The sequence below is a fragment of the Pseudomonas putida genome, from assembly GCF_005080685.1.
GTDB classification, from domain to species: domain Bacteria; phylum Pseudomonadota; class Gammaproteobacteria; order Pseudomonadales; family Pseudomonadaceae; genus Aquipseudomonas; species Aquipseudomonas putida_V.
The window spans coordinates 123,106-147,679 of record NZ_CP039371.1 but is presented as its reverse complement, the minus strand read 5'-3'; the positions used below and the strand labels follow the sequence as shown (position 1 = coordinate 147,679).

Annotated in this window: 23 protein-coding genes and 1 pseudogene; 7 read left to right on the top strand and 17 right to left on the bottom strand. The window is 64.5% G+C overall.

Features of this window, described 5'->3' with window-relative positions; genetic code table 11:
- Positions 1-43 precede the first annotated feature (43 nt).
- Positions 44-847, top strand: coding sequence for a MetQ/NlpA family ABC transporter substrate-binding protein (locus E6B08_RS00715; protein WP_136912335.1), 804 nt, complete (start codon positions 44-46; stop codon positions 845-847).
- 125 nt (positions 848-972) lie between these two features.
- Here E6B08_RS00715 and E6B08_RS00710 read toward each other — a convergent pair whose 3' ends face one another.
- The 6 genes and pseudogenes from E6B08_RS00710 to E6B08_RS00685 form a co-directional block, all read right to left on the bottom strand.
- Positions 973-3,135: a M48 family metallopeptidase gene (locus tag E6B08_RS00710; RefSeq protein WP_136912334.1), complete on the bottom strand. Its 2,163-nt coding sequence runs from the start codon at positions 3,133-3,135 to the stop codon at positions 973-975.
- Between the two features lie 76 nt (positions 3,136-3,211).
- Positions 3,212-3,844, bottom strand: a complete 633-nt coding sequence (locus E6B08_RS00705; RefSeq protein ID WP_136912333.1) for an SCO family protein — start codon at positions 3,842-3,844, stop codon at positions 3,212-3,214.
- A complete protein-coding gene (gene cyoE / locus E6B08_RS00700; protein ID WP_136912332.1) occupies positions 3,841-4,734 on the bottom strand; it encodes a heme o synthase in 894 nt (297 codons plus the stop codon). The genes E6B08_RS00705 and cyoE overlap by 4 nt, the downstream gene beginning before the upstream one ends.
- Positions 4,719-5,800: pseudogene (locus tag E6B08_RS00695) on the bottom strand (COX15/CtaA family protein). Before E6B08_RS00695 ends, cyoE begins: the two are co-directional and overlap by 16 nt.
- A gap of 9 nt (positions 5,801-5,809) precedes the next feature.
- Positions 5,810-6,391, bottom strand: a complete 582-nt coding sequence (locus tag E6B08_RS00690) for a hypothetical protein (RefSeq protein ID WP_136912331.1) — start codon at positions 6,389-6,391, stop codon at positions 5,810-5,812.
- Positions 6,360-7,097 (bottom strand): SURF1 family protein, encoded by a 738-nt coding sequence (locus E6B08_RS00685; protein WP_136912330.1) that lies wholly within the window; start codon positions 7,095-7,097, stop codon positions 6,360-6,362. Before E6B08_RS00685 ends, E6B08_RS00690 begins: the two co-directional genes overlap by 32 nt.
- Positions 7,098-7,148: 51 nt before the next feature.
- Here E6B08_RS00685 and E6B08_RS00680 point away from each other — a divergent pair, with 51 nt between their 5' ends.
- On the top strand, positions 7,149-7,352 hold the full coding sequence (locus tag E6B08_RS00680; protein WP_136912329.1) for a twin transmembrane helix small protein: 204 nt from the start codon (positions 7,149-7,151) through the stop codon (positions 7,350-7,352).
- Between the two features lie 4 nt (positions 7,353-7,356).
- On the opposite strand, the gene E6B08_RS00675 is transcribed toward E6B08_RS00680, so the two are convergent.
- Genes E6B08_RS00675 through coxB form a run of 4 tightly spaced genes read right to left on the bottom strand, consistent with a single transcriptional unit; the run spans position 7,357 to position 11,597 of the window.
- Positions 7,357-8,244, bottom strand: a complete 888-nt coding sequence (locus E6B08_RS00675) for a cytochrome c oxidase subunit 3 (protein ID WP_136912328.1) — start codon at positions 8,242-8,244, stop codon at positions 7,357-7,359.
- Positions 8,245-8,260: 16 nt separating this feature from the next.
- Positions 8,261-8,827 carry a cytochrome c oxidase assembly protein gene (locus tag E6B08_RS00670; RefSeq protein WP_136912327.1) on the bottom strand — a complete coding sequence of 189 codons (567 nt, stop codon included), beginning with the start codon at positions 8,825-8,827 and terminating at the stop codon, positions 8,261-8,263.
- A 9-nt stretch (positions 8,828-8,836) separates the two neighbouring features.
- On the bottom strand, positions 8,837-10,426 hold the full coding sequence (ctaD, locus tag E6B08_RS00665) for a cytochrome c oxidase subunit I (RefSeq protein ID WP_136912326.1): 1,590 nt from the start codon (positions 10,424-10,426) through the stop codon (positions 8,837-8,839).
- A gap of 43 nt (positions 10,427-10,469) precedes the next feature.
- Positions 10,470-11,597 carry a cytochrome c oxidase subunit II gene (gene coxB, locus E6B08_RS00660; protein WP_136912325.1) on the bottom strand — a complete coding sequence of 376 codons (1,128 nt, stop codon included), beginning with the start codon at positions 11,595-11,597 and terminating at the stop codon, positions 10,470-10,472.
- A 370-nt stretch (positions 11,598-11,967) separates the two neighbouring features.
- Between coxB and E6B08_RS00655 the strand changes: the two genes are divergently transcribed.
- Complete coding sequence (locus E6B08_RS00655; RefSeq protein WP_136912324.1) at positions 11,968-12,609, top strand: hypothetical protein; 642 nt, start codon at positions 11,968-11,970, stop codon at positions 12,607-12,609.
- A 185-nt stretch (positions 12,610-12,794) separates the two neighbouring features.
- Here the strand turns inward: E6B08_RS00655 and E6B08_RS00650 are convergent, their stop codons facing one another.
- The 6 genes from E6B08_RS00650 to prlC form a co-directional block, all read right to left on the bottom strand.
- The gene (locus E6B08_RS00650) at positions 12,795-14,327 is read right to left on the bottom strand and encodes a SulP family inorganic anion transporter (RefSeq protein WP_136912323.1); all 1,533 of its coding nucleotides are present in this window, start codon (positions 14,325-14,327) and stop codon (positions 12,795-12,797) included.
- Positions 14,328-14,518: 191 nt separating this feature from the next.
- Positions 14,519-15,238: a carbonic anhydrase gene (locus E6B08_RS00645; protein WP_136912322.1), complete on the bottom strand. Its 720-nt coding sequence runs from the start codon at positions 15,236-15,238 to the stop codon at positions 14,519-14,521.
- A 286-nt stretch (positions 15,239-15,524) separates the two neighbouring features.
- A complete protein-coding gene (locus E6B08_RS00640; RefSeq protein WP_136912321.1) occupies positions 15,525-16,580 on the bottom strand; it encodes a PA0069 family radical SAM protein in 1,056 nt (351 codons plus the stop codon).
- 64 nt (positions 16,581-16,644) lie between these two features.
- Positions 16,645-18,645 (bottom strand): M3 family metallopeptidase, encoded by a 2,001-nt coding sequence (locus tag E6B08_RS00635; protein ID WP_136912320.1) that lies wholly within the window; start codon positions 18,643-18,645, stop codon positions 16,645-16,647.
- A gap of 115 nt (positions 18,646-18,760) precedes the next feature.
- Complete coding sequence (locus E6B08_RS00630; protein ID WP_136912319.1) at positions 18,761-19,045, bottom strand: YheV family putative zinc ribbon protein; 285 nt, start codon at positions 19,043-19,045, stop codon at positions 18,761-18,763.
- Positions 19,042-21,129 (bottom strand): oligopeptidase A, encoded by a 2,088-nt coding sequence (gene prlC / locus E6B08_RS00625; RefSeq protein WP_136912318.1) that lies wholly within the window; start codon positions 21,127-21,129, stop codon positions 19,042-19,044. The genes E6B08_RS00630 and prlC overlap by 4 nt, the downstream gene beginning before the upstream one ends.
- Positions 21,130-21,195: 66 nt before the next feature.
- On the opposite strand from prlC, the gene E6B08_RS00620 reads away from it, so the two are divergent.
- Both E6B08_RS00620 and E6B08_RS00615 read left to right on the top strand, forming a co-directional pair.
- On the top strand, positions 21,196-21,744 hold the full coding sequence (locus E6B08_RS00620) for a gamma carbonic anhydrase family protein (RefSeq protein ID WP_136912317.1): 549 nt from the start codon (positions 21,196-21,198) through the stop codon (positions 21,742-21,744).
- A gap of 9 nt (positions 21,745-21,753) precedes the next feature.
- Positions 21,754-22,404: an HAD family hydrolase gene (locus E6B08_RS00615; RefSeq protein WP_136912316.1), complete on the top strand. Its 651-nt coding sequence runs from the start codon at positions 21,754-21,756 to the stop codon at positions 22,402-22,404.
- Between the two features lie 122 nt (positions 22,405-22,526).
- On the opposite strand, the gene E6B08_RS00610 is transcribed toward E6B08_RS00615, so the two are convergent.
- Positions 22,527-23,591, bottom strand: coding sequence for an aminopeptidase (locus E6B08_RS00610; protein WP_136917304.1), 1,065 nt, complete (start codon positions 23,589-23,591; stop codon positions 22,527-22,529).
- Positions 23,592-23,675: 84 nt separating this feature from the next.
- Here E6B08_RS00610 and E6B08_RS00605 point away from each other — a divergent pair, with 84 nt between their 5' ends.
- The gene (locus E6B08_RS00605) at positions 23,676-24,089 is read left to right on the top strand and encodes a hypothetical protein (protein ID WP_136912315.1); all 414 of its coding nucleotides are present in this window, start codon (positions 23,676-23,678) and stop codon (positions 24,087-24,089) included.
- Positions 24,090-24,144: 55 nt separating this feature from the next.
- Positions 24,145-24,558, top strand: coding sequence for a DUF2057 domain-containing protein (locus E6B08_RS00600; protein ID WP_136912314.1), 414 nt, complete (start codon positions 24,145-24,147; stop codon positions 24,556-24,558).
- Positions 24,559-24,574 lie beyond the last annotated feature (16 nt).

Sequence of the window (24,574 nt, the reverse complement as noted above, 5' to 3'; positions counted from 1 at the left end):
CGGCCCACCCGGGGGCCGTCGCGGCCCTCACAAGGAGTGATCAATGAAGAAGCTGCTTGCTGTCATTGCCGCTGTCGCGGCCTTCTCGGCGCACGCCGAAACCCTGACCGTCGCCGCCACCCCGGTGCCCCACGCCGAGATCCTCAACTTCGTCAAACCGCAATTGGCGAAAGAGGGCGTGGAGCTGAAGGTCAAGGAGTTCACCGACTACATCCAGCCCAACGTGCAGGTCGCCGAGAAGCGCCTGGACGCCAACTTCTTCCAGCACCAGCCGTACCTGGATGAGTTCAACAAGGCCAAGGGCACCGACCTGGTCAGTGTGGTCGGCGTGCACCTGGAGCCGCTGGGCGCCTACTCGAGCAAGTACAAGTCGCTCAACGAGCTGCCGGACGGCGCCACCGTGGTCATCCCCAACGACGCCACCAACGGCGGCCGTGCCTTGCTGCTGCTGGACAAGGCCGGCGTGATCAAGCTCAAGGACAACAAGAACATCCTGTCCACCGTGAAAGACATCACCGGTAACGACAAGAAGCTCAAGTTCCGCGAGCTGGAAGCCGCGACCATTCCGCGTGTATTGACCCAGGTCGACCTGGCGCTGATCAACACCAACTACGCGCTGGAAGCCAAGCTGAACCCTGAGAAAGACGCGCTGGAAGCCAAGCTGAACCCTGTGAAAGACGCGCTGGTCATCGAGGGTAGCGACTCGCCGTACGTCAACATCCTGGTGGCCCGCCCGGACAACCTGAACTCCGACGCGATGAACAAGCTCAAGGCGGCCCTGCACTCGCCCGAGTTGAAGCAGTTCATCACGGACAAGTACAAGGGCGCAGTGGTACCGAGCTTCTGAGCCGCTAGACCTCGCTGAAACCATCGCCGGCAAGCCGGCTCCTACACGAAGGTGCGCCGCATTGACGGACACCCCGCTACCTGTAGGAGCCGGCTTGCCGGCGATGAGGCCGCCCAAGACAACCGCTACCTTGCGTCGCCCGCCGACTCTCCTTCCAACGCCTGCAGCGCCTGCCGCGCGTGGCCTCCCTCCAGGTAACGGCCCACCAGCAAGGACAGCTCGCCACCACTGAGCGCCTTGCCGTCCACGCTCCAGCGCCCCAAGGCCAACGTGACCTGCCGGGTCCGCGCATCGAACTTGGCGTCGGGCTCCCAGAACCTGCGCTTGTGGAACACCGGCAACGGTGCATCCTCGGCCAGCTGCAACACCACCGCCAGGCCAGGCGAGACCTTGATCATGTATTGATCGAAACAATGCAGCGCGATCGCTTGCGGGGCATTGGCAAAGCGCACCGTGTCCCGGGTCAGGATCAATGCGGGAGTGGCGGCACGTTTGATGAAGCGCCAACCGAACACGCCGAGCATCACCCCGGTGGCGGCAATACCCACGGCCAGCACACGGAAGAAGGTGATCAGCCCAGGCTTGGCGCCGTGCACATTCACGCCCAGCACCAACCATAGCGCGGCCAGCAGGCAGCCGATCGCCACCACCAGGAGAAAACGGCCACGCACTTGCGCGCCTTCGCGAACGATACTTTCGCTCGGCACCGCCTGCGCTCGTTCCTCCAGCTCGCGGCGCATCTCCTGGCGCTGGCGCGCGAGGAAGCCGCCGAGGGCTGCCGTCAGCTGGCGTGACAGTGCCGCAACGTCCGGCACGTCCTCGGCAAGGCGAGCCAGCGCCTGGTCGACCAGCACCGGGCGCAGGGCCTGGCCGTGGCGCGCATCCTCGGCCGACATGCCCAGCGCCTGAATGCGCTGCAAGGTCTGTGGATGGGTATCGGTCGGGTGGGGCAGTTGATCCGCCAGCTCGTTGTCCGGCAGCGCTATCGGTTGCTGTTCGAGGTGGGCCAGCACCGCGCCGAGGAGGTCCTGCGGCCATTGCTCCGGCTGGCCGCACAGGTGCGCATGGTGCTGATCGATCAGCGGCTCCAGCGCGCCGATCCGCACCAGCGAATCCACCACCGCCTGCGGCCCGCCAATCTTCGCGCCTGCGGCATCGGCCAGCAGTTCGCGCTCGCGGCTCCAGTAGCTCACGGCATGGTCGAATCGCTGCATCGAGTACACGGCCAGCGCGAAGGCCGGCAGGGTCAGCAATCCGCGTAGAAAGCCTGCCTCCATGTGCTCGCCAAGCACCCCGATGCTGCGCCACACACCCTGGTAGATGGGCGCGAAACGCATACTGTAGGCGGTGTCCTCGCCCGAGAAGTGGGCCAGCTCGTGGGCGATCACCGCATCGCTTTCGCTGCGGCTGAGCACCGCCAGCAACGGCAACGGCAGGTACAGCGTGCGCCCCTGCAGGCGGCGTTCGTCCGGCTGCAGCAGGACATCGGCCGAGGTCACGTAGAAGCCTTCGAGGCAGCCGACCACGATGTTGTCCGGCTCCAGCGCGTCGAGCCGCCGCGCCAGTGACCGCACCCTGGCCCACAGCTCAGGCGCCTGCTGCTCGGTCAGCGGCGTGCCGAAGATGTCGTGGGGCTCGGGGTTGAACAGTTGCAGCATGGTCTTGAGATGCCCTGGCAGGCGGTACAGCGGCCAGAGCATTGCCAGAATCAGGAAACCCACCAGCAGTTGCAGCTTGAGCACCCCGGCCGAGGTCTGCTTCAGCGCGAACAACCAGAGCGCTTCATAAGCGATTTCCAGCACGGCAGTCAGGGTCAGCAGCACCATCAGCGCGGCCAGCACCAGCGGTAACAGTTGCCGTACCCTATGGAACAAGCGCACCAACCTGGCCCTTGAGGCCAGCGCAGCCTTGCCGGCCCAGCGCAGCGTCACCAGCGAGCCCACGCCCAGCAGCGTGAGCAAGGTCGCCAACGGCAGCGACCACTGCGCCAGCGCGGTGCCGATGCGGGCGAAGGTCAACTCGCGCTCGACCTGCTGCAGATACAGCACCGCCATGCTGTTGGCCATGGCGGGGTTCACCGGGCGCCCATTGAACTGGACGTCGCGATGGTCGCGCTCGCGCTGCATGTGCTCCACCTCGGCGATGAAGCCATGCAGTCGGCCGCGCTCTTCCAGTAAAAGGGTGCGGTGCCCATCGGCGCGATGGCCCTGCCAAATGGCCAGGGCCAACAGCAGCAGCGGCAGCAAGACCAGCCGCCAGGCAAGAATGCGCGTGTCGCGCGAGGTCATATCGGGCTCTCCATGCCAATGCTCGAGGCCGGTCATCCTAACCGACAGGAAAGCGGAGTCAAACGCGCGATCGGGGTCAGTCGCGTTTGACCAGCCCCGGCAACTGCGCCACCAGCTTCTGGTTGTTGAACGGCGCCCGGATGAAGCCACGCTGGCGTCCATCCGGGCCGACGATCGCCAGGTTGCCGCTGTGGTCCACGGTGTAGCCGGGCTTGCTGGTATCGGCCGGGATGAACGGAATGCTCAGGGCGTTGGCAAGCTTCTGGGTGTCCTCGATCGATCCTGCAACGCCGACGAAGTCCTTGTCGAAGTAGCCCAGGTACTGCTTGAGCTGGTTCGGCGTGTCGCGGTTCGGGTCGACGCTCACCAGCACCACCTGCAAGCGGTCCACGGCCTCCGTGGGCAGCTCGCTCTTGACCTGGCGCAACTGGGCCAGGGTAGTCGGGCAGATGTCCGGGCAGTAGGTGTAGCCGAAGAACAGCAGCGACCACTTGCCCTTCAGATCGTCCAGTTGCAGCGGTTGGCCGTTCTGGTCGGTCATGGTCACGTCCGCCACCGTGCGGCTCTGCGGCAGCAAGATGATGCCGGCATCGATCAGCTCGGTGGGATTGGGCTGGTTGCGCTCGCTGAGCACCTTGTTGACGGTCAGGCCGATGATCAACGCGACCAGGGCAACGAGGATGAAGACGGTTTTCTGGGTTCGGGTCATAGGCTCAGCAACAGGTAGTGGTCAACGAGCATCGCGGTGAACAGCGCGAACAGGTAGCCGATAGAGTACTTGAAGGTGCCGATCGCCGCATGCGGCCGGCTGCCACGGTACAACACCCAGGCCCAGTGCAGGAAGCGCAGGCCCAGGACCAGGGCGCAGGCCAGGTACAACGGACCGCTCATGTGGATGGCGTAGGGCAGCAGGCTCACCGCGAGCAACATCAGGCTGTACAGCAGGATATGCAGGCGCGTGTAGCGCTCGCCGTGGGTCACCGGCAGCATGGGGATGTCGGCCTTGGCGTACTCAGCCTTGCGGTGAATGGCCAGGGCCCAGAAGTGCGGCGGGGTCCAGGCGAAGATGATCAGCACCAGCAGCAGCGGCTCGGCGCCGACCTGGCCGCTCACCGCCACCCAGCCGAGCAGCGGCGGGGCAGCGCCGGCCAGGCCACCGATGACGATGTTCTGCGGTGTGGCACGCTTGAGAAAGCCGGTGTAGAGCACGGCGTAGCCGAGCAGCGAGGCCAGGGTCAGCCAGGCAGTGAGGGGGTTGGTGAACACCAGCAGCAGGGCCATGCCCAGCAGTGCCAGGGCCAGGGCGAACAGCAACGCCGGCAAGGGCTCGACCCGCCCCTGGGCCAGCGGGCGCTGATCGGTACGGGCCATCAGCGCATCGATACGCCGATCCAGCACATGGTTGACCGCCGCCGCGCCGCCAGCGCACAGGCCAATGCCGAGGTTGCCAAACAGCAGCACGCTCGCGCTCGGGCCGCCATGGCTGGCCAGCAACATGCCCACCAGCGAGGTGATCAGCATCAGCGCTACCACTTTGGGCTTGGTCAGCTCCAGGTAGTCGCGCCAACTCGCTCGCCGGGCGTCTAGAAGCGTCGCCATGCCGGGCTCCTCGCGGGTTGGCCGACGCTGCCAGCAGCCACCGGCGTCAGGCGCCAGCCCTGGCCGACGCGGACCTTGTCGACCACACGGATGCGGTAGTTCACCAGCACCATGCACAGCAGCAGCGACGCGCCCCGGCGTTATGCGCCACGGCAACCGCCAGCGGCAGATGGAACACCACGTTGCTGATGCCCAGGCCCACCTGCAACGCCAACACCAGCAGCACCAGCCGCGCCAGGCCAATCAGGCCGCAGCGATAGAGCTTCCAGCTGAGCATCAGCAGCACCGCCGTGACCAGCAGCGCGCCGAGGCGGTGGCTGATGTGGATTGCCGTGCGCGCATCGCTGTCCAGTTGCCCGCCCAGATAGTTGGGGCCAACATGCTGGGTCAGGTGAAAACCGTTGCTGAAGTCCGCCGCCGGCCACCACTGGCCATGGCAGGTGGGCAGGTCGATGCAGGCGACCGCGGCGTAGTTGGCGCTGACCCAGCCGCCGAGGGCGATCTGCCCGATCACCACCAACAAGCCCAGGGCCGCGACCCGGCGCAGGCTCAGCGGCAACTTGGGCAACGGCGCAAAGGCCCGCGACAACCGCAGCGACAGCAGCATCAGTAGGCTGAGCGTGGTGAAGCCTCCCAGCAGGTGGGCGGTGACCACTTGTGGCCACAACTTCAAGGTCACCGTCCACATGCCGAACGCCGCCTGGGCCAGCACCACGCCCAACAGCAGCAAAGGCAGTCGGTACGGCTGGGCTGGCAGGTCATGGCGGGCATGGCGGCGCAGCGCCTGTAGGGCGAGCAGGGCGATCACCACGGCGAGGGTGCCGGCGAAGTAGCGGTGGACCATCTCGGCCCAGCCCTTGGCGGCTTCCACCGGATGGTCGGGAAAATGCAGCTCGGCGTGGGCCAGCTGCGCTTCGCCCTTGGGCACGCCGATGAACCCGTAGCAACCCGGCCAGTCGGGGCAGCCGAGGCCGGCATGGGTCAGGCGGGTATAGGCACCCAGCAGGACGACCAGCAATGCCAGCAGGGTGGCGAATACAGCGAGGCGGAATCCGGGTCTGGCCATGGCAGGCTCCTAGCCGATGTTGGACAGCTTGAGCAGGTGGCGCAGGTCGTCGAGGACATGTTTGCCATTGACCTTGCCGTCGTAGCGCAATACCAGGTTGCCGTGCGGGTCGACGATCCACAGCTGCGGGCCTGCTTCGCCGACCTTCTGCAGGTAGCGCGAGGCGTCGAGTGGGTAGCGCTGCAGTTGCGGATACTCGCGCTCGAGCAACGCCTGGTAGACGCCGTCCAGCGGCTGGGCCGCCGCCAGGGCATGGCTGGCGCGGCTGGCGTCGCGGCCCAGGCCGACCTGGATCTGCCGCGCCAGGTAGACCAGCCGCTGGCAATCCTCGGCGCAGGCCTGGGGCGCGCTGACCAGCAACTGCCAGCGTGCAACCTCGCCAGCGATGCCGATATCCGCGCGGGTCTCGCCGTTGCCGAGCATCGCCCCGTGGTAGCTGCGGCCTTCCGGCACCCAGAACTTGAGCTTGTACATGCAGGTGGCGAGGACCATCGGCCCGAGCACCACCAGGAGAATCAGGATAAGCTGCAAACGCCCGCGGGCTCTGGGTTTGCTACGTTCAGGCAGGTCCAGCGCAGTGGCGGCGGCCATGGGGTTTCTCCTTCTTGTGATGCCAGCCGAAGTAGAGGTAGAGCAGCACCAGGGCGGTGGCCAAGGCAAACCACTGCACGGCGTAGCCCTGGTGTTTTTCCGGGCCCATGGCCACCACCGGCCAGTCCAGGCGATAGCTGGCCGGGCCTGGTTCCAGGCGCAGCTCATGGTCGAAACCGTCACGCCCCAGTTGTTGCCACAACTGTCTTGCGTCGATTGCCGTCAGCAGGTGCGGCCACTGACCGCCAACCGGGTCTGGGTGTAACTGGAAGGTGCTGCCCGGTGCCACGTACACCGTGGCCTCCAGCGCCAGAGGCTGGTCCGGGGTGGCGAAGCTTACCGGCACGCGGCGATCGGGCCAGGGTAACCAGCCGCGGTTCACCAGCAGCCAAAGGCCGCTGGCCTGGTCCTGGAACGGCTGCAGCAACTCGACACCGGCCTGGCCATCGCGCATGCGGTTGTCCAGCAGCAGGCTGTGCGCGGCATCTAAGCGGCCGTACAGGTGCACACGGCGATAGGCGTTGTCTTGACCTTGCTGCAATTGGCGGGTGGCCACCGGGGTATCGAGCCGGCGCTCGGCGTAGGTGGCCAGCAGCGCGCGTTTTTCATCGGCGCGGCCGAGTTGCCAGCACCCCAGCGCGACCAGGCCCGGCAGCAGCGCAAGCACTACCAGGGTGGGTATCCAGCCAGGGCGAAACGGCCTCACGGGCGCCTCGCTATACTTATCCACATCACCGCATCCCCCCGGAGAAGCGCCATGCTCAAGGCCGCGATTGTCCTGATGCTGTTGGCCACGATTGCCAGCCTGTTCAGTGGCCTGGTGTTTCTGGTCAAGGACGATGAAAACTCGACCCGCCTGCTGAAAGCACTGACCGTGCGCGTGGCGCTGGCCGCCGTGACCATCGGCCTGGTGGCCTGGGGCTTCATCAGCGGTCAGCTGGTGTCACACGCCCCGTTCTGAGGCGCTAAAGCACATACACGAAGATGAACAACCCTACCCACACCACATCGACGAAGTGCCAGTACCAGCTGGCCGCCTCGAAGCCGAAGTGCTTGTCGGGGTTGAAGTGCCCGCGCAGGATGCGCACGAACATGACGAACAGGATGATCGTGCCCAGGGTCACGTGGGCGCCGTGGAAGCCGGTGAGCATGAAGAAGGTCGCGCCGTAGATCCCCGACCCCAGCGTCAGCCCCAGCTTGGTGTAGGCCTCGTGGTATTCGTAGGCCTGCAAGGCGATGAAGCTGGCCCCCAGGACAATGGTCAGGCCCAGCCACAGCTTCAGCGCGCCCCGGTGGTCGCGGCGCAGGGCGTGGTGGGCGATGGTGATGGTGACGCTGGAGCTGACCAGCAAGATGGTATTGATCAGTGGCAAGTGCCAGGGATCGATCACTTCCTTGGGCGGCGGGAACAGTTTCGGGTCCGGCGTGTGCAGCAGCGGCCAGGCGAATTCGAAGCTCGGCCACAGCATGTGGGCGATGCCCTTGTGCCCCTCGCCCCCCAACCAGGGCCCGGCGAGCACGCGCACGTAGAACAGCGCGCCGAAGAAGGCCAGGAAGAACATCACCTCGGAAAAGATGAACCAGCTCATGCCCCAGCGGAACGAGCGGTCCAGCTGCGGGCTGTACAACCCGGCGCGGCTTTCCTTGACCACCGCGCCGAACCAGCCGAACAGCATGTAGGCGAGGAACAGCGCGCCGATGAAGAAGATCAGCGGCCCGTGGGAGTCCGCGTGCCCGGCCTTGAGGTCGTTGAACCAGGTGCCCAGGCCGAACACCGTGATGAACATGCCAATGGTGGCGATGATCGGCCACTTGCTCTGCGCCGGCACGTAGTAGTGATCATGACTTGCCATTGCGGTTCTCCTTCCCTCAACGGGCGCCCTGGGCGTTGGCTACCGTGGCGTGGGCCACCGGCGGATGACGCGCAGTGATGTCGAACAAGGTGTAGGCCAGTGTCAGGTGCTTCACGTTGGCCGGTAGATCGCGGTCGACGATGAAGCGCACCGGCATCTCGATGCGTTCGCCGGGCTGCAGCACCTGCTGGGTAAAGCAGAAGCACTCGGTCTTGTGGAAATACGCCGCCGCCTCGGCCGGGGTGATGCTCGGGATGGCCTGGGCGCTCATCGGCCGGTCGGTGGGGTTGTGGGCGATGAAGATCATCTGGTTGACCGCCCCGGGGTTGACCTCGAGCTGGTCGGCAGTGGAATAGAAGTCCCAGACCATGTCGCTGGCATTGGTCGACATGAACTGCACCCGCACCGAGCGCGTCGTGTCGCTGACCTGGCTGCCTTCGTACTGCCCGCCGGTCTTGCCATTGATGCCGAAGGCCTTGCACATCACGTCGTAGATCGGCACCAGGGCGAAGCCGAAGGCGAACATCACCACCGTCAGCATCAGCAGGCGCAGGACCAGGCGTTTGAGCGGCAGGCCGGACATGGTGGTTACCTATTTGACTTCCGGGGGTGTCTGGAAGGTGTGGTAAGGGGCGGGCGAGGGAATCGTCCATTCCAGCCCCTCGGCACCGTCCCACGGCTTGGCCGGTGCCGGCGCGCCGCCGCGAATGCACTTGATGACGATGAACAGGAAGAAGATCTGCGTGGCGCCGAACAGGAAGGCGCCGATCGACGACACCATGTTGAAGTCGGCGAACTGCAGGTTGTAGTCGGGAATCCGCCTCGGCATGCCGGCAAGGCCGACGAAGTGCATGGGGAAGAAGGCCATGTTCATGCCAATGAACGACAGCCAGAAGTGCAGCTTGCCCAGGGTTTCGTCGTACATGTGGCCGGTCCATTTCGGCAGCCAGTAGTAGGCGGACGCGAAGATGCCGAAGATCGCCCCGGGCACCAGCACGTAATGGAAATGCGCCACCACGAAGTAGGTATCGTGGTACTGGAAGTCCGCCGGGGCGATGGCCAGCATCAACCCGGAGAAACCGCCGATGGTGAACAGGATGACGAAGGCGATGGCGAACAGCATCGGCGTCTCGAAGCTCAGCGAGCCTTCCCACATGGTGCTCACCCAGTTGAAGACCTTCACCCCGGTGGGCACCGCGATGAGCATGGTGGCGTACATGAAGAACAGCTCGCCGACCACTGGGATACCGACCACGAACATGTGGTGGGCCCAGACGATGAACGACAGGAAGGCGATCGCCCCGGTGGCGTAGACCATCGAGGTGTAGCCGAACAGCGGTTTGCGCGAGAACGCCGGGATGATCGAACTGACCGCGCCGAACGCCGGCAGGATCATGATGTACACCTCGGGGTGGCCGAAGAACCAGAACACATGCTGGAACAGTACCGGGTCGCCGCCGCCGGCCGCGCTGAAGAAGCTGGTGCCGAAGTGAATGTCCATCAGCATCATCGTCACCACTCCGGCCAGCACCGGCATCACCGCGATCAGCAGGAACGCGGTGATCAGCCAGGTCCAGACGAACAGCGGCATCTTCATCAGGGTCATGCCCGGCGCACGCAGGTTGAGGATGGTGGCGATCACGTTGATCGCACCCATGATCGAGCTGATACCCATCAGGTGGATGGCGAAGATGAAGAAGGTCACGCTGGCCGGCGCATAGGTGGTCGACAGCGGGGCGTAGAAGGTCCAGCCGAAGTTGGGCCCGCCGCCGGGGCTGAACAGGGTCGAGACCAACAGCAGGAACGCCGCCGGCAGCAGCCAGAAGCTGAAGTTGTTCATCCGCGGCAGGGCCATGTCGGGGGCGCCGATCATCAGCGGGATCATCCAGTTGGCCAGGCCGACGAAGGCCGGCATCACCGCGCCGAACACCATGATCAGGCCATGCATGGTGGTCATCTGGTTGAAGAATGCCGGCTCGACGATCTGCAGGCCGGGCTGGAACAGTTCGGCGCGGATCACCATGGCGAATGAGCCGCCCAGCAGGAACATGGTGAAGCTGAACCACAGGTACATCGTGCCGATGTCCTTGTGGTTGGTGGTCAGCACCCAGCGCATCAGGCCCTTGGCCGGGCCATGGGCGTGCTCATGGCCGTGGGCGTGGTCGTCGATCACTGCACTCATGTCCTGTCTCCTGCAATCCGTTGATTGCCGCGAGTAACCCGCTTCATTTCGCTTCGGCCTGCTTGAGCGCGAGCACGTCCTTCGGCGTGACCATGTCGCCCTTGTTGTTGCCCCAGGCGTTGCGCTCGTAGGTGACCACGGCGGCGATGTCGACTTCCGAGAGTTGCTTGCCGAAGGCCGCCATCGCCGTACCCGGGCGGCCATGGAAGACCACGCCCAGGTGCTCCTCCTTCGGCCCGGTGGCCACTTTCGAGCCCTTGAGCGCCGGGAACATCGGCGGCAGGCCCTGGCCTTCGGCCTGATGACAGGCGACACAGGTGGTGTGGTAGACCTTGTCGCCGCGCGCGACCAGTTCCTCGAGCGTCCATTCCTTGCTGGTCAGCTCCTTGAGCTGGGCGGCTTCGGCCTTGCGTTCGGCGAGCCAGGTGTCGTAGTCGGCCTTGGACTTGACCTCGACCACCACTGGCATGAAACCGTGGTCCTTGCCGCACAGTTCGGTGCACTGGCCACGATAGATGCCCGGCTTCTCGATGCGCGCCCAGGCTTCGTTGACGAAGCCCGGAATGGCATCACGCTTGACCGCGAAGGCCGGCACCCACCAGGAGTGGATGACATCCGCCGCAGTCACCAGAAAGCGCACCTTGGCGCCCACCGGCAGCACCAGCGGCTGGTCGACCTCCAGCAGGTAGTGCTCGTCCTTGGGCGCCTGGTTGTGGATCTGCTCGGTGGGCGTGGCCAGGTTGCTGAAGAACTCCACGTCCTGGCCCAGGTACTTGTAGTGCCACTTCCACTGGTACCCGGTGACCTGGATATCGATGTCCGATTCGCTGGCATCGTAGATGTCGATCAGGGTCTTGGTGGCGGGGATGGCCATGGCCACGAGGATCAGGAAGGGCACGATGGTCCAGAGGATCTCGACCCAGGTGTGTTCGTGAAAGTGCGCGGCCTGCTGGCCGGTCGAGCGGCGGTGCAGCACCATCGACCAGAACATCGCGCCGAACACCACGATGCCGATGATCACGCAGATCCAGAAGATGGTCATGTGCAGGTCGAAGACGGCGTTGGAGACCTCCGTGGCCCCAGGCGCCATGTTCACGGTCCAGGCGGCGTTGGCCTGGTCGAAAACCGTCCACAACAGGAGGCCCATCCAGACATGTGGATGTCGCATCATTGCGGGTTCCCCTTATCGTTCTTGTTGTCCCGGAGGCGTGGCCTGCGGCAAGGGGGGGACGGCGGTCAAGACTGCCTGGCTTCGACGACCGAGCCCCTGCAAAAAGCAGTCGGGCCTCATCAACGAATCACGTTCAACCGGAGTATAGACACGGACCCCCGCGTCGCAACGGCGGGAATGAAATGAACTTCACGCGCGCGGGAAAAACGCCGTAAAGCCCGAGATAGAGCGGTTATGGCAAAATAATGGCCAAGCTTTATGCTCAGAAGCGCACACGTTTGCGAGACTTATAACAAATACGTCTTAGGTATGTTGTATACCGAGCTAATTTAGTGTCTTCCGTTTGAAACGTAATGTCCCTGGAGTTGTCATGAACATCGCTGCTGTACGCGAGCAGATCCAACAAGCCCATCAACACGAAGCCCAGACCGGCCAACTTGCCGAACGCCTGGCAGTGCAACTGCCACATCTGCACCCGTCGATCCATCTGCCCGAGCAGGACGCCCAGGGAACCTTGTCACGCTTCGTCAGCGCCTACGTCGAACAAGTGCCGGAACTGCTCGAGGCCGCTCACTCGGTCGCGCGCGAAGCCGGTATAGAGTCACAGATCAAGCCGGTGTTGAAAATTGCCGAAGCCTACTTTCTGCAGCCGCCTGAATTGAAGCCCAAGCACGTGGGCCTGGACTGCCTGCTGGATGAAGCGTACCTGGCGCATCGCCTGGTCGAAGAGGTCAACGATCTGTACATCCGCCACTTCCAGCAACCGCTGATTCCGGTGGATACCACGGTGGCCAACCTGATCGCCCACCAGTTGATCGGCGAAGACTTTGCCAACCAGCTGGACGAGGTGGTGCACCATTCGGTGGACGAAATGCTCGATGACGAAAGCTTCGCCAGCGAGTCGGTGGAGGCCTACCGCGATACCCTGAGCAGCCCCAAAACCGGCGCTGCCTGGAAGCGTTGGCCATGCCTGTCGCGGCAGCTGGGGGTGGAGTTGGGGCAGCCCCACTGATCTCCATGGGAGCGGGTCTGTGGGAGCGGCCTGTGGGAGCGGCCTTGCGTCGCGAAAGGGCCGCAAAGCGGCCCCAGGGTTTCAGCTGCGGCGCGGGAATCCTGGGGCTGCTATGCAGCCCTTTCGCGACGCAAGGCCGCTCCCACAGGCCGCTCCCACAAAAATCACCTGCAACCTGCGATAGCCTACGCCCCAACCCCCGCCGTGGTCCGCATCCGCCCCTCGATCCGCCGCTTCAACCGCCGCTGCTCGATCACCAACCGCGAGCCATGGGCGGCGTTGCTACGCCCCCAATCCTCCAACAGCTCCAGGCACGAGTGGTCGATATAGCTCAGGTTGCCCAGCGGCACATGCAGGGTTGTGCCCACCGGCACCCTGTCCAGCACCCGGGTCAGCGCCGGCACCTTGAGGAAGGTCGCCGCGCCGCTCAGACGCAACTCCATGTGCCCAGCTGGCTCCAGGTCGACCAGGTTGATCTTCAGTCGCGCCGCCTTGAATGCCAGCTTCAGCAGGGTCAGGGCGAAGCCCAGCAGCACCCCGGTGAGCAGGTCGGTGAAGACGATCGCCAACGCCGTCGCGGCGTAGGTGAACATCGGCATGCGACCGTAGCGGCCAAGGCCTCTGAAGGCCTTGAAATCCACCAGCTTGATGCCGGTGTACACCAGCACGCCGGCAAGGCTCGCCACCGGAATCTGCTGCAGCACGCTGCTCAGCACCACGACGAAGGCCAGTAGCCACAGGCCATGCAGGATCGCCGAGGCACGGGTCTGCGCCCCCGCCTGCACATTCGCCGAACTGCGCACGATCACCCCGGTCATCGGCAGGGCACCGAGCACGCCACAGAGCATGTTGCCGATACCTTGCGCCGACAGTTCGCGGTCGAAATCCGAGCGCTGGCCACTTTGCATGCGGTCTACCGCAGCCGCGGAAAGCAGCGTCTCGGCGCTGGCGATGAAGGCCAGGGCGAAGGCGGCGACCAGCAGGGTCGGATCGGCGAGCTTCAACAGGTCGTCCGGGCGAATCCAGTCGATGGCCTCGGACAGGTCGGCAGGCACCACCACGCGGTTGACCGGCAGGGCCAGCCACATGCTGATGAGGGTCATGCTCGCGACCCCGAGCAGGGCGCCGGGAATGAACCGCAGTTTCTGCGGACGCAAACGCTCCCAACCCCACATCAAGGCGATGGTACCCAGGCCCAGTGCGCCCGCCTGCCAACCATTGCCGGCCGTCTCCAGCGGCAAGGCCGCCATCAACGTGGCCGGAAACTCCAGCAGGTTCTGCATGCCCGAGGGCTGCGGCGCGGTGTCGAACATCACGTGGACCTGGGACAGGACGATCAGCACGCCGATCCCGGCGAGCATGCCGTACACCACCGCCGGCGCCGTAACGCGGAACCAGCAGCCCAGCCGCAGGCGCCCCGCCAGCAACTGCAACACCCCGGCCAGCAACAGGATCGGCCCGAGCATGCCCATGCCGTGCTGGCGTACCAGCTCGAACACCAACACCGCCAGGCCAGCCGCCGGGCCACTGACCTGCAGCGGCGAGCCCGCCAGGAAGCCCACCACCACGCCGCCAATGATACCGGTGATCAAGCCTTTGGCCGGCGGCATGCCGGAGGCGATGGCAATGCCCATGCACAGGGGCAGGGCGACCAGGAAGACCACCACCGACGCCAACAACTCACGCGGCAGGGCCGCTTTCAACTGTGTAATGTTCACCCTATTTCTCCTTTCTCTGTCGCACGGCCAATCCGATGGCCGTGGGCACGTGGGCCCCTGACGAACGCGCAGGCGCGGGCCGCCAGCGAGCATGCCGGCAGGGCAGTCAGGGAATTCAAGGCAGCCGAAGGCCGCGCCACACCCTCATGGGGTGCAGCCGGCTATCAAGGTTCTAGCGGTGCAAGGGTCGCTTAGTAGCGGCCTCTCGGAGTGGCGCAGGGGACCGGCTCGCCGGCAGCCAGGGGCAGGAAGCTATCGCTGGCCGCGTCGTAGGCTTCGATCTTGCTGGTCTCGATGTCGTAGACCCAGCCGTGGATGTACAACTCACCGGCCGCCAGGCGCGAGGCGACCGAAGGGTGGGTGCGCAGGTGATGCAACTGGGCGATGACGTTTTCCTTGGTCAGCACCTTCATCGTCTCGTGCTCGCTGCCGCAGGAGCAGTTGTTCTCGACCACGGTGCGCGCGACCTCGGCATGGCGCAGCCAGGCACCGACGGTCGGCATCTTGTCCAGCGAGTGCGGGTTGAGCACGGCTCGCATCGCGCCGCAGTCGGAGTGACCACAGATGATGATGTGGTGCACTTTCAGCGCCAGCACGGCGTATTCGATGGCGCTGGAAACACCACCGTTCATCTGGCCATAGGGCGGTACCACGTTACCGACGTTGCGGGTCACGAACAGGTCGCCCGGCGAGCTCTGGGTGATCAGCTCGGGGACGATGCGCGAGTCGGCACAGGTGATGAACATGGCACGCGGCGTTTGCGCCGTGGCGAGCTTCTTGAACAGCTCCTGCTGCTCGGGGAAGACGTCATGGTGAAAACGCAGGAAGCCGTCGACGATGTGTTTGAGGGCGGCATCGGCGCTCTCGGCAGGGGCCTGCGGAACGACCTTGGATGGGTCCTTGACGGGCATGATTCATCCTCTTGACGGTGTGTAGGTAAATCCATTTTACCGGTGAAAGATTCTGGCTATGCAGGGAGTTAGATGACACGCACGAGCCATTGATCACAGTCTTCGTCGACTGGTTTCCTACGCTAGCGGGGAAAACTTAACTGAAACTTAATTCGAGGGCTCTAGAACAAGTGTTCCAGATGAGAAAGGCGGGATTTGGATAATAGCAAAAAAGTATCAAATGGCTAGGGGTATTAGTGAAATTATCTGGTCCGATTAGTCGTACTGAAGGGTGTCTAGGTGGACGCTAGAACAGTGCCATCTGCCCACCGGGCGGGCAGAACGCCGAGCAATCCAGCGCCTGTGCCTCTCGTCCGGCAAACTCCAAGCGCTTCATGGCCCGGGCGAACCGCTGGGCCAGCAGTTCGGCGAACACCCCTTCGCCGCGCATTCGCGAGCCAAACCGGCTGTCGTACAGTTCACCACCGCGGCTTTGCCGAATCAGACTCAGCACATGCGCCGCCCGCTGCGGATAATGGTCCTGCAGCCATTGCTCGAACAGCGGCGCCACCTCCAGCGGCAGGCGCAGCAGCATGTAGGCCGCACTCTGCGCCCCGGCATCCTTGGCGGCCTGGAGCAGATGTTCGAGTTCGCTGTCGTTGATCATCGGAATCATCGGCGAGCACAGCACCCCCACCGGTACCCCGGCTTCACGCAGCACGCGGATCGCCCGCAAGCGCGCCTTGGGCGATGCCGCACGGGGCTCCAGCACCCGCTTGAGTTCATCGTCCAGGGTCGTGAGGCTGATCATCACCCGCGCCAACCGCTGGCGGGCCATCTCCGCCAGCAGGTCGAGGTCGCGCAGCACCAGCGAGCCCTTGGTGACGATGGTCACCGGGTGGCGAAAACGCAGCAGTACTTCGAGCAACTGCCGGGTCAGGCGCTGCTCGCGCTCGATCGGCTGGTAGGGATCGGTATTGGCGCCCAGGTTGATCGGCGCGCAGACATATCCCGGCTTGCTCAACTGCTCGGCCAGCACCTGGGCAGCGTTGGTCTTGGCGATCAGCTTGGTCTCGAAATCCAGGCCTGGCGACATGTCCCAGTAGGCATGGCTGGGCCTTGCATAACAGTAGATGCAACCATGCTCGCAGCCCCGGTAGGGGTTGATCGACCGGTCGAAGGGCAGGTCGGGCGAGGTATTGCGGGCGATGATGGTCTTGGCCATCTCGACCCGCACCTCGGTGCCCTGGGTTTGCGGGACCTCTTGATACCAGCCATCGTCCTCCACCACCGAGCGGCTGGGCGCGAAGCGGTTATGCGGGTTGTTGGCGGTACCACGACCGCGGATGGAAGTCGGCTGCATGAGCGGACCCTCTACACTGTATTTTCATACAGTACAGCAAAGCCCCGAAGCATTGCCACTACCGTCAGGCGGCGCCGTGCCGCCGCGCATACGCCTGCAATGACATGGGCCGGCCGACGAAGGCCAGGAACGACGCGCCCATGCCGCGTGAGCCACCCTTGGCGAGAATTTCCCAACGTACTGCACGGCCCAATGCCGTCTCGTCGGCGTCGGCCGCTTCGAAGCGGGTGAACGCATCGACCGCATGGGTCTGCGCCCACTTGTAGCCGTAGAACCCGGCTTCATAGCCGGACACCATGTAGTCGAACGATTCGGCGAAACGCTCCTGAGCGAACGTGTCGGGCAGGCCGACCCGGCGGGTGGCATCAACAGCCAGTTGGCGCAAGTCTTCACGGGCGCTTGGGTCACGGTGTGCGGTGAAGTCGAACCAGCCCTTGCGCAGTTGCTCGGCCTCGCTCACCGATTGCATGCGGCTCTTGGCCGCAAGCCACTGGTGCAGCTGCGGCAATGACACCGACGCAGGTTGCGCCACGGCATGCAGCGTCGATGCGGACCAGCACCACTGCTCGAGGAGCTTGCCGACGAACTCGCAGCGGTCCGCGCCGAGCGATGTATCCGCCACCCGGTTGAGCCGACGATGGTCGTTGCTCACCAGCACTTGGTTCAAGGCATGTCCGAATTCGTGGAACAGCTGGCAAAGTTGCTCATGGCCCAGAGGCGACGCGGGCTGGCCCGGTACTCGCTTGAAGTAGCAGGAGAGCAGCACGGCCGGCAATGTGAGCGCCCCATCGGCATCGACATGGCGCTGGCGCATGGGGTAACAGGTCGGCCAAGGCATCTTGTTCGCGCGCACATAGAGATCCAGGTAGATATGGCCAAGCGTCGCCCCCGCCTCGCTGACCTCGAGAACATGCACATCCGGGTGCCAGGCAACCAAGCCAGAAGAGGAGATTCGAATACCGAGCAGCCGCTCATGCAATTGCCACAACCCCGTCAGGACCCTGTCCAACGGGAAAAGCGTCTGCATGCGCACCTCGACTTCCTCGCTGCCTTCCAGGCGTAGCTGACGCGCCAGGTATGCAATGTCCCATGGCTCGACCGGGACGATCCCCAGCCTCTCGCCCAGGGCCTCTATCGCCCGCAGATCGGCTTGCAGGCGGGGGCGATTCTGCTCGATCAACTCATCGATGAACCGCTCGACCTGATCCGCCGTCCGCGCCGCCTTGGTTTCCATGCCCAGTTGCGCGGCATCGGTCACGCCCAGCAATTGAGCGCGCTCGTGACGCAGGCGCAGCAACGCTTGCAGTACCGGCGCATTGTCCAGCGCATTGTCCGGCCCTTGGTCGGATGCCAGGTTTCGCGAGGCGCGGTACACCTTTTCACGCAGCTCGCGATCGTCGGCCCAGGCCAGCAGAGCCTCGACCGTGGGTTGCTCCAGGTCGAGCCACCAGCCCTGCTCACCATGGGCCTGGGCATTGGCCGCCAGACGCTCGCGCTGCGCAGGCAGCAGGCCGGCCAGGCGAGACTCGTCCGTGATGCAATGCTCCCAGGCAAGACGTGCGTTTTCCAGGTTGCCCAGGAACTGGTCTTGCAGTCGCGTGATCGCCGCCTCGGTCGTCCGTAGCTGCTCGAGTGCTGCGCCATCGAGACCGTAGCCACCCAGGCGCAAGTCGCGCAGGATGAGGGTCTGCACGACTTTTCGTTCGCCGTCGAGCTGGAGGGTGCCTAGGCGCTGGTAGGCTTCATGGAGCCCAGGCTGGCTGTATTTGTGCTGTTTCCAGGCCAGGCACAGCTCATAACAGGCGTTGACCGCGTCGCGCCAGGCATCGCCTTCGTAGGCCAGCGGCACGAGGAGGTCGAACAGGCCTTCGAGACGCTGGTCCAGGCGGTCGATCGCCAGCACGAAGTCGTCCCATCCGGGCGATTGTCCGTGGGCTTGGATGATCTGTTCGAGTGCCGCGATATTGTCATCGCGCAGGGATTGGAAGAGGGGCTCGAGCTGCTCGGGTCGCAGTGCGGGATAGTCAAGCAAGCCATGGGCTAGCTTGGGAAGGCTGTCGGTCATGGATCACCCTGGTGCTGATTGAAGGGCGGCCAGGGTAGGGCGTCGCTCGATCAGGGCGGGAAGCCATATTTAGGTGCAACAGGGCTGGCGCCCATGCAGGCGCCAGCCCCGAGGATCACTCGGTGGTTTTCTTCAACTTGGGGTTGGGGAAGAACTGCACCGTCTGCACCTGTGCCGGGGTGGGGGCCTTGGGCGCCTGCTGATTGACCCGTGTGCCCAGCTCCTTGGGTACCGACAGGCCCTGTTCGTTGAGCGTGTCGGTGAAACCGCAGGCGACGCACTCGCGGTGCGGCACGCCGTCCTCGTTCCACATCATCAGCTTGTCCGGCTCGCTGCACGCCGGGCATACCGCCCCGGCGATGAAGCGCTTCTTGGTCTTGTTCACGGCTACCTCGCTCATGCTGCCGCGTCCTCGCTCAGGCCACTGTGGCGCAGCAATGCATCGATGGAAGGCTCACGGCCACGGAAGTCGACGAACAGCACCATCGGCTCACGCGAACCACCACGGGCCAGGATAGCCTCGCGGAAGGCGCGGCCGGTCTCGGCATTGAACACGCCCTCTTCCTCGAAGCGCGAGAAGGCGTCGGCCGACAGCACCTCGGCCCACTTGTAGCTGTAATAGCCGGCCGCGTAGCCGCCGGCGAAGATGTGCGCGAAGCTGTTGGGGAAACGGTTGTACGCCGGTGGGCGCATCACCGAAACCTCGTCGCGCACGCCTTCGAGCACCTGCAGCACGCTGCGGCCGTCGCCGTGGCTGGCGTGCAGTTCGAAGTCGAACAGCGAGAACTCCAACTGGCGCACCATCATCATGCCGGACTGGAAATTCTTCGCTGCCAGCATCTTGTCCAGCAGGTCCTGGGGCAGGGCGGCGCCGGTTTCGTAGTGACCGGAGATCAGCGCCAGGCCTTCGGGCTCCCAGCACCAGTTTTCCATGAACTGGCTCGGCAGCTCGACCGCATCCCAGGCCACGCCATTGATGCCGGACACACCGGCATGTTCGATGCGGGTCAGCAGGTGGTGCAGGCCATGGCCGAATTCGTGGAACAGCGTGGTCACTTCATCGTGGGTTAGCAGCGCAGGCTTGCCAGGCGCTGCCGGGGTGAAGTTGCACACCAGGTTGGCCACCGGGCTCTGCAACGCGCCCGCGGCGGTACGGCGACGGTCGCGGGCGCCGTCCATCCAGGCACCGCCACGCTTGTTGGCGCGGGCATACAGGTCGAAGAAGAAACGGCCGACGTGCTGGCCGTTTTCCTTGATTTCGAACAGGCGCACGTCCGGGTGCCAGGCATCGAAGCCCTTGAGCTCGTTGATCTCGATGCCGTACAGGCGCTGGACGATGGCGAACAGGCCGCCGAGCACCTTGTCGATCGGGAAGTAGGCGCGCAGGGCTTCCTGCGAGACGCTGTAGCGCTGCTCGCGCAGCTTCTCGCCGAAATAGCCGGCATCCCAGCTGGCCAGCTCGGCGCAGCCCTGTTCGCCAGCGTACGCCTTGAGCTGCTCCAGGTCCTGGGCGGCGAAGGGCTTGGAACGCTTGGCCAGGTCACGCAGGAAGCTCAGCACCTGGTCGCTGGACTCGGCCATCTTGGTCGCCAGGCTCAATTCGGCGTAGTTCTGGTAACCCAGCAGCTCGGCCAGCTCCTGGCGCAGATCAAGGATCTCGCGCATCACCGGGCCGTTGTCGAACTGGCCGGCATTGGGCCCCTGGTCCGAAGCGCGGGTGCAGTAGGCGGCGTACAGCTCCTCGCGCAGGGCGCGGTCGCTGGCGTAGGTCATCACTGCGTAGTAGCTGGGAAACTCAAGGGTGATCAGCCAGCCTTCGAGACCCTTGGCCTGGGCCGCGGCAGCCATCTGCGCCTTGGCAGAATCGGGCAGGCCGGCCAGGGCGGCTTCGTCGGTGACGTGCTTGGTCCAGGCCTGGGTGGCGTCGAGCAACTGGTTGGAGAAGCGGCTGCCCAGCTCGCTGAGCTTGCTCTGCACCTCGGCGTAGCGCTGCTGTTTGTCTGCCGGCAGGTCGATGCCCGACAGGCGGAAGTCACGCAGGGCGTGCTCGAGAATGGTCTTCTGCGCCACGTCGAAGCCGGCGGCCTCTGGGCTGTCGATCAGCGCCTGGTAGGCTTCGAACAGCGCACGGTTCTGCCCGAGCTCCGTGGAATAGGCGCTCAGCGCGGGCAGGCAAGCCTCGTAGGCCTCGCGCAATTCCTTGCTGTTGCACACCGCATTGAGGTGGCTGACCGGGCTCCAGGCGGCGCCCAGGCGGTCGTTGAGTTCGTCCATGGCCAGCACCAGGCCGGCCCAGGTAGGCTGCTTGCCTTGCTTTTCGAGGATCTGGGCAATGGCTTTGCGGTTGTCGGCCAGGATCTCTTCGATGGCTGGCAGCACGTGTTCGGCGCGGATCGCCGAGAACGGCGGCAGATCGTAGGGCTGCAGAAGCGGGTTGTTCGCACTCACGGTTTGGATACCTTGGCAGAAGAAACACTGGACCATCTTAATTACAATCGACGCCGACCGCAGCAGGCAGCCTGCCTATCGGCACATATGAGAGACGCTATCATGGCCATCCGAAGCTTCCAGCAACACACTCCGAAAGTTGGACCACGCGCCTTCGTCGACCGTTCGGCGGTGGTACTGGGCGATGTGGAGATCGGCGAGGACAGCTCGGTGTGGCCGTTGACGGTGATCCGCGGCGACATGCACCGCATCCGCATCGGCGCGCGCACCAGCGTGCAGGACGGTAGCGTGCTGCACATCACCCACGCCGGCCCGTTCAACCCCGACGGCTTCCCGCTGATCATCGGCGACGAGGTCACCATCGGTCACAAGGTGATGCTGCATGGCTGCACCCTGGGCAATCGCATCCTGGTCGGCATGGGCAGCACCATCATGGATGGCGCCATCGTCGAGGACGAGGTGATCATCGGCGCCGGCAGTCTTGTGCCGCCCGGCAAGCGCCTGGAGAGCGGCTACCTGTACGTGGGCAGCCCGGTGAAACAAGCACGCCCGCTTTCCGACAAGGAGCGGGCATTCTTCCCGTATAGTGCTGGCAACTACGTGAAGCTCAAGGACCAGCACCTGGCCGAAGGCTACGACCAACCTGAGTGACCCTTTTCCATGCACCAGCAGAACATCCTTTTCGACCTCGACGGCACCCTGACCGACCCGCGCCTGGGCATCACCCGTTCGATCCAGTACGCCCTCGCCAAGCTGGGCATCGACGAACCAGACCTGACGCGCCTCGAGCATTTCATCGGGCCACCGCTGCTACAGGCCTTCATGCAGTTCTACAGCTTCGACGAAGCCAGGGCCTGGGAGGCGGTGAACCACTACCGTGAGCGTTTCCGGGTGACCGGCCTGTACGAGAACGAGGTGTTCGACGGCGTGCCAGAGCTGCTCAAAGCCCTCAACGACCAGGGCCGTACGCTGTACATCGCCACGTCCAAGCCCTGGGAGTTCGCCCGCGAAATCGCCCGCCACTTCGCCTTCGACCAGCACTTCAAGGTGATCTACGGCAGCGAACTGGATGGCACCCGCACCAACAAGGTCGAGCTGATCCGCCACCTGCTGGACGAAGAGGGACTGGACCCTGCGCAGACGCTGATGATCGGCGATCGCAAGCACGACCTGATCGGCGCGCGCAGCAATGGGCTGCAGGCGGTGGCGGTAGGGTACGGGTTTGGCAGCCAGGATGAATTGATGGCCGAAGCGCCGGCGTTCCATTTCGAGACGTTGGCGCAGTTGCATCAGGCATTCATCAGGGCTTGATGGCCAGGGGCTGCTTTGCAGCCCATCGCGACACAAGGCCGCTCCTACAAGCGATCGCGCATACCTGTGGGAGCGGCCTTGTGTCGCAATGGGCCGCAAAGCGGCCCCAAAATCTCACTGGCTTACTTCAACCGCTGCAACGCCACCTTGCGCCGATCGATCGGCAACCGCCCCAACTGCTCCACCCGCGCATAAAACCTCGCCCAGTCCCCGCCCACCTCGTCAAACAACGCCGCGAACGCCGGCACCCACTGGTCATACAGCCCGAACGGCAGCAACTTGGCATTGTTCATCGGTCCATAAATCCAGGCGTCATAGCGCTTGTCCCCCGCCCACGCCCCATCGCGCATCACCCGATACTCCCGGCGCAGCCGCTCGAATTCCGCCTGCTTGGCCACTCGCTTGTGCGCATCGTCCAACGGCCCTGCATAGATCGCCTGCAAACGCTCGCGGCTGGCCAGCACCAGCCGGGTGAACTGCTCGCGTTGCGCCGCCTGGCCGTCGGCCAACGGCGCCAACCCACGGGCCACGCGCCATTGCCGCGCGCCTTCCTGCTCGACGAAGGTGGCGAACGACTCATTGAACGCCGTGTCGTCACGCACGTAGAAGCGCTGGTGCGCCAGCTCATGGAAGATCAACGCCGCCAGGCGCTCGTCGCCCCAGCCCACCATCGTCGACAGAATCGGGTCATCGAACCAGCCCAGGGTCGAATAGGCCTCCACCCCGCCCACGTAGACGTCCAGGCCATCCTCACGCATCAGCGCCGCAGCACCCCGGGCCGCGCCCTGGCGGTAGTAGCCCCGGTAGGCGACGCAACCGGCGATGGGGAAGCAATGGGTCACCGGTTGCAGCGACAACTCGGGCGTAGCGAACACGTTCCACACCACATAGGGTCGCCCGAGATCGGCGTAGACCCGGTAGCTGCGGTTGTCTGGCAGTTGCAGTCGCTGGCTGGCGAAGCGCCGCGCCTGTTCGGCATGGGCCAGACGCTGGCGCAGTTGCGGGCTGCTGGCTGGATCGGCCAGCACGTTATCCACAGGCTGGCGCGCGCGCAGCAGTTGCCACTGCCCCTGGGCCAACTGCCCGTAGTAACCGACGCTGCTGCAACCGTTCAGCAGAAGCACGGCCAGCACGGGAACCAAACCCTTGAAAATGCGGTCGAGTGGCCCAGGGCCTGAGCGCTGCAAAAGAAAAAATCGATCCATCTTGGGGCTGTCCCACTGCTCATGGCCATTGCGCCCAAGACTATCTTGCCAGGGGGGAGTACTGCCATGCGTGCCCTGTTCGTCGCCAGTTCGCTAGTCCTGCTGTCTGCCTGTTCGACCTTGCCCGACCCGGACCCCAATCAGGCCTGGATCGACCTCAGCCCGCATGACGATACCTCGCTGCATGCCGTCCAGGTGGACGAACGCGAGTGGGCCGACAACCGCTATTTCGAGGTCGAGCCCGGTAGCCACGAACTGACCGTGCGCTACCAGTTCCCGGTCACGCCGAGCAACATCGGCCCGGTGAACGAGCCCTTGTGGCGCGACTGCCAGCTCAACCTGACCTTCAAGGACTTCAGTGCCGGCCAGCGTTACCAGCTGCAAGCAGGCAGCATCGGCTTCCGTCCCTGGATCAAACTCTACGACCACCAGCAGAAACTCGTCGGCCAGGGCCTGCCAGCCGGATGCCAACGCACCTGAAACCCCTGAACGGCGCTATGCTTGTACCTTGTGAATCGCAAGTGGGAGTATTGCCATGCGCCAGCCCATGATGCTGATCGCCCTCAGTGCCCTGGGGGCCTGCGCCAGCCCCTTGCCACCCGCCGACCCCAAGCAGGCCTGGGTCGATCTCTACACCATGACGCCAGGGCGCCTGGTCATGGCCGACCGGCTCGATGGCCAACGCCTGAACGATGGCCGCTATTTCCAGGTAACCCCCGGCAAGCACGAGCTGGTGGTGCGCTTCGACTATGAAGTGTACGCGGGTGGCTTTACCACCGACCCTCGGGAACGTACCTGCTACCTGACCGTGCGTTTCGATGATTTCAAGGCCGGCGAGCGCTACCGCCTGGTTGCCCGAGCGCCGGTCATGGACCCGGAAGTGGCGTTGTATGACGCCAGCCGCAACAGAGTGGTGGATGAGGCAAGCAACGTGTTCTGCATTCCCTGAGCAGCAAGACCCCGGC

Excerpts from the sequence above, each read along its gene's own strand:
- E6B08_RS00680 (WP_136912329.1), top strand. The coding sequence starts at position 7,149 with ATGCTCAAGGCCGCGATTGTCCTGATGCTGTTGGCCACGATTGCCAGC.
- E6B08_RS00620 (WP_136912317.1), top strand. The coding sequence starts at position 21,196 with ATGGCCATCCGAAGCTTCCAGCAACACACTCCGAAAGTTGGACCACGC.
- E6B08_RS00630 (WP_136912319.1), bottom strand. The coding sequence starts at position 19,045 with ATGAGCGAGGTAGCCGTGAACAAGACCAAGAAGCGCTTCATCGCCGGG.
- E6B08_RS00615 (WP_136912316.1), top strand. The coding sequence starts at position 21,754 with ATGCACCAGCAGAACATCCTTTTCGACCTCGACGGCACCCTGACCGAC.
- E6B08_RS00640 (WP_136912321.1), bottom strand. The coding sequence starts at position 16,580 with ATGCAGCCGACTTCCATCCGCGGTCGTGGTACCGCCAACAACCCGCAT.
- E6B08_RS00600 (WP_136912314.1), top strand. The coding sequence starts at position 24,145 with ATGCGCCAGCCCATGATGCTGATCGCCCTCAGTGCCCTGGGGGCCTGC.
- E6B08_RS00690 (WP_136912331.1), bottom strand. The coding sequence starts at position 6,391 with ATGGCCGCCGCCACTGCGCTGGACCTGCCTGAACGTAGCAAACCCAGA.
- E6B08_RS00605 (WP_136912315.1), top strand. The coding sequence starts at position 23,676 with ATGCGTGCCCTGTTCGTCGCCAGTTCGCTAGTCCTGCTGTCTGCCTGT.
- prlC (WP_136912318.1), bottom strand. The coding sequence starts at position 21,129 with ATGGTCCAGTGTTTCTTCTGCCAAGGTATCCAAACCGTGAGTGCGAAC.
- E6B08_RS00635 (WP_136912320.1), bottom strand. The coding sequence starts at position 18,645 with ATGACCGACAGCCTTCCCAAGCTAGCCCATGGCTTGCTTGACTATCCC.
- E6B08_RS00655 (WP_136912324.1), top strand. The coding sequence starts at position 11,968 with ATGAACATCGCTGCTGTACGCGAGCAGATCCAACAAGCCCATCAACAC.
- E6B08_RS00670 (WP_136912327.1), bottom strand. The coding sequence starts at position 8,827 with ATGTCCGGCCTGCCGCTCAAACGCCTGGTCCTGCGCCTGCTGATGCTG.
- coxB (WP_136912325.1), bottom strand. The coding sequence starts at position 11,597 with ATGATGCGACATCCACATGTCTGGATGGGCCTCCTGTTGTGGACGGTT.
- E6B08_RS00710 (WP_136912334.1), bottom strand. The coding sequence starts at position 3,135 with ATGACCTCGCGCGACACGCGCATTCTTGCCTGGCGGCTGGTCTTGCTG.
- E6B08_RS00715 (WP_136912335.1), top strand. The coding sequence starts at position 44 with ATGAAGAAGCTGCTTGCTGTCATTGCCGCTGTCGCGGCCTTCTCGGCG.
- E6B08_RS00675 (WP_136912328.1), bottom strand. The coding sequence starts at position 8,244 with ATGGCAAGTCATGATCACTACTACGTGCCGGCGCAGAGCAAGTGGCCG.
- E6B08_RS00705 (WP_136912333.1), bottom strand. The coding sequence starts at position 3,844 with ATGACCCGAACCCAGAAAACCGTCTTCATCCTCGTTGCCCTGGTCGCG.
- E6B08_RS00645 (WP_136912322.1), bottom strand. The coding sequence starts at position 15,238 with ATGCCCGTCAAGGACCCATCCAAGGTCGTTCCGCAGGCCCCTGCCGAG.
- ctaD (WP_136912326.1), bottom strand. The coding sequence starts at position 10,426 with ATGAGTGCAGTGATCGACGACCACGCCCACGGCCATGAGCACGCCCAT.
- cyoE (WP_136912332.1), bottom strand. The coding sequence starts at position 4,734 with ATGGCGACGCTTCTAGACGCCCGGCGAGCGAGTTGGCGCGACTACCTG.